Here is a 510-nt window from a genome sequence, read left to right as displayed (position 1 = left end):
AAGAGCTGTAGTTTTCTTTCGCAAAAATAGCGCGAGCACGTAGCGTTTCTGCGTCATTTAAAGAACCACTTACATCAAGTACGGTACGCGAATGTTCGTTTGAACCGATATCTTGGCTCAAGCTTACCTGTGTTTGTGTTGTTGGTTTCTTAGAAACCATGTTTACTAAGCCACCCGGCTCAGACTTACCATAAAGTAGACCAGATGGACCTTTTAGCACTTCAACGCGCTCTAAAAGCTCAATTGGCTGACGGTAATGTGACCAGTGCTGACGACCATCACGTAAGAAGCCATCAGAACTACTTAGTTCAAAACCACGTAGCGAGAAACGTTCACGGTTACGGCTAGTTCCACCTGCGCTTACACTCGCGTCATTACGTAACACTTCACCTAGTGTACTTGCGCGTTGCTCATCGATGACGGTTTCGTCGATGACCGCAACCTGTCCCGGAGTTTCTAGCTGCGTCATTTCCATACGCATCGCTGTACTGTTGGTATCAGCTTTGTAGC

The 510-nt window shown here is 46.9% G+C and carries 1 protein-coding gene; it reads right to left on the bottom strand.

Annotated features, from left to right (window positions below):
• Positions 1-510 (bottom strand): TonB-dependent siderophore receptor (locus R7R78_RS29655; RefSeq protein ID WP_225475034.1); only part of this gene is annotated, 510 nt, incomplete at both ends.

It is taken from the genome of Vibrio sp. 2134-1 (assembly GCF_033339495.1).
Note: the sequence above shows the minus strand (reverse complement) of the source record. Positions and strands in the feature narration are given on the sequence as shown.